This window comes from Confluentibacter flavum (genome assembly GCF_002843175.1).
GTDB lineage: Bacteria > Bacteroidota > Bacteroidia > Flavobacteriales > Flavobacteriaceae > Confluentibacter > Confluentibacter flavum.
This window is the reverse complement of sequence record NZ_PJEO01000055.1, coordinates 1-3,035: the sequence shown is the minus strand read 5'-3', so window position 1 is coordinate 3,035 and position 3,035 is coordinate 1. Positions and strand designations below refer to the sequence as shown.

Annotated in this window: 3 protein-coding genes; 1 reads left to right on the top strand and 2 read right to left on the bottom strand. The window is 37.3% G+C overall.

Annotation, left to right across the window (positions count from 1 at the left end; genetic code table 11):
• Window positions 1–372: 372 nt before the first annotated feature.
• Window positions 373–1,578, bottom strand: a complete 1,206-nt coding sequence (locus CSW08_RS16310; RefSeq protein WP_106660973.1) for a primase-helicase family protein — start codon at window positions 1,576–1,578, stop codon at window positions 373–375.
• A 65-nt stretch (window positions 1,579–1,643) separates the two neighbouring features.
• A complete protein-coding gene (locus CSW08_RS16305; protein ID WP_106660971.1) occupies window positions 1,644–1,931 on the bottom strand; it encodes a helix-turn-helix domain-containing protein in 288 nt (95 codons plus the stop codon).
• A gap of 477 nt (window positions 1,932–2,408) precedes the next feature.
• Here CSW08_RS16305 and CSW08_RS16300 point away from each other — a divergent pair, with 477 nt between their 5' ends.
• Complete coding sequence (locus tag CSW08_RS16300; RefSeq protein ID WP_106660970.1) at window positions 2,409–3,014, top strand: class I SAM-dependent methyltransferase; 606 nt, start codon at window positions 2,409–2,411, stop codon at window positions 3,012–3,014.
• Window positions 3,015–3,035: the final 21 nt, after the last annotated feature.

Here is a 3,035-nt window from a genome sequence, read left to right as displayed (position 1 = left end):
GTTCTTGGTTCTGGAGACCTTGAAAGAGGCTTGGGTTTCTGACCTGAAAGGACTCAGAAACCAAGCTTCTTTCTCCGTTGTCCGATTGGGAAAGTGCCCTAATTTTTCCAGTGCCTTTTCCACTGAAAAATTACGGGCTGTTTCACAATTTATTTTTCTTTTCATAAGCCAATGTGTTTTAGGATGTTTTTTTAATGATTTGATGATTTCACTTGTAAAGCCTTATAAACAGTACGTTTTCTGAGTCATCAAAATGTCATCATTTCATCATTCTCGTTTTATTAAAGTATTACACTGTCATCATTATTTTTTTTGATGACAAAATGATGATACAATGATGACGGTTTTAGCCCAACAAATACGGTAGGTTTTTCACTCTGTCATCAAATCATCAAAATTTTCAGTTAAAAATGATTTCGCAATGGTAAAATAGCGCCCTTTAGCATCTACCAAGGTCATATCTCCGTCCGTCCAAATCACAAATTTTTGATAGCTGTTAGAGTTGTCCTTGTTGCTTAGTTTCCAATCCTTTTTCAGCAATCTCCGTAACTGAGTCAGATCCGTTTTTACCCGAGTTCTGTTTAGTGCCAACAGGGCATCCATAGGGCATAGATCAACGGCTTCCAAATCAAATTTTTCAATCACACCCATCAGAATGCTTGCCAGTTCCTTTTCTACACGATTGCGGTTATTCTGGACTAATTTTTCCAAAGCCTTGGTTTTTATCTGTAGTGGTGTAAACCACATTCGGGTCAAATGCTTTGAACTTAGTTTTCGGTTGGCCAAATAATGAAGGAAAGAGGGTATCTCTAAAATCAGGTTTTCAAGGAAGTCCGTCTGTTCCTTTTCCAGAATAGGAACTTTTATCACCCAGAATCGGGTCTCATTCGAATCGATTTTTATAAAGCTTTCTTCATTGTTACTGCACAGGATAAACTTGCCAAAGAACTCGACCTCACGTTTGTCCTTGCCCTTGGCCTCTAGTTTGTTGATATTGGTAGTACTTAGGTATTTGATGCGCTCAGTGAGCTCTTCCTTATTGAAAAGGACTTCATCGATGCATATCAGCAGCTTGTTTGCCCAATCTGCATTGAACTGGCTGCTAAAACTGTCATTGGTCAGATAGGTCAGGTTGTTCTCGAAAATTTCCTTTAGCCATTTCAAAAAGGTACTTTTTCCCGTGGATCGTTCCTTGGATACCAAGCATAATATTGGTAGTACCTGAATAGGCTTTAGATAAAGTAATTGTAGATAGTCCAAGCCCAGTTCGTAGTGTTTGCCAAAGATGTGCTTTACGAATTTTAGGGATAAGGTAACGTCTCCCTCTTTGGGTACTTTGCCCAAAGGGGAGTAGATATTGTAAAACCCAAGATATTCCTGTTTAAATTCTATATGGCTTGGAATACAGGTAAAACCATCATATTTAGGGATTTTACTTAAATGGTCTTTCCCGTGGTCTTGCTTGATGGTCTCCATATTCCAGTGCACCAGGATCTCGTTGAAGTGGCCGGCTATGGTTGGGGCCTTGACACGTTTGTAATAGGACGTGCCCACTCGTATATAGGGTATCTGTTTCATAAGGATTGTTTTGGCACCTTAAGACATTAAGGTGTATGATTTATGTACTTTTATGAAAGTGTTACCTAATGCGTTTTATGGCGCATGGTATAGGCCAAGGCTTCGGATTCAATGTCATGTTTTGATTTACGCTTATTTTGGAGCAGCCAATCCACAAGCTTCTTTTTTTCAAAAAAGAGCATCTTGCCGTTGGGCTTTGAGTGCGGAATCTTTCCCGACGCCGTTAGTTTATATAGGTAGCTTCTGGAAATCCCTGTATAGTCGGAGGCCTCGTCAAAGGTCAAAACCTCTTTGTTTCCTATCAGCAGTTTTTCCAAACGATCCAATCGTTCCAGTATTAAAATAGTGTCCATTTTTATTGTTTTTTGGATTATAAAATGAACAAAAGCGCTTTTGTTTTCCCTTATGGGACTATGGAAATAAAAGTATAAAATGAGGCTATTGAAAGAAGAATAAAAATCAAATAGTTATTCACAAATATTTGATAAACAATATATTAAACCAAAAAAAATCAAATTTAATGACACTCATTTCAATTGAATTTAATTGACATCAAATTGAATTAATTTTAATGGACAGAAAATGACCTTTTTAGGTAGTTTTAGAGTTATTAACAATTGAAACTAAAGATTTTTGGAAATGTTTGGTTTGAAAACGTTTAAAAACCAATTATTAGAATAGTATGAGTTTGAAAATATAAACTATTATTTGAGTCAGTAAAATGTAAGATTTACTATCTTAGTGCTATAGTGTGGATATTTGCGATGTCTATACCCAATTGAAAAACAGGCGGCATTTCAATAATTTTGTATTAACTAAAATAAATTACCATGAATTACAAGTTTGCATATTCAATTGGCTTCCACCCCTGGGAGGATGCCGAACGCCACAATCCATTTGTCGAGAAGATCACAAAGATCTTCGAGCGAGAAGAAAGTGGCAAAACGGCTCCTTTTGGTAAAGCGCTCGATATTGGTTGCGGTAGCGGTATATGGGCAATCAGTTTGGCACAACGAGGGTGGGATGTTACAGGTGTTGACATAGTTGATAAAGCACTGCAACGAGCTGAAGAGCGTATAAAAAATGAAAGTGTGGATGTTAAACTTGTAAAGGATGATGTAACCGAACTTCACAAAATTGGAAACGGTTATAAATTACTTTTAGACACCGGAACTTTCCATGGATTGAGTAGTTCACAACGAATTGCAATGGGAAAGGCAATAAATAATATTGCTGCTCAAGATGCGATAATACTTTTACTTGTATGGGACCCTAAATGGCGAGCCTTTTTGCCGAGCGGAGCAAGTCGTAAAGAAATTGAAATGTGCTTTCCCAATTGGGCGATAACTCATGTGGAACCTGCTGCTGATAAGCCAGAGGCAATCTATAAAATTTTGAAAGCAAATGAACAATGGTATCGACTTTGTCGCAAATGAATTTGAACTACATAATTAACT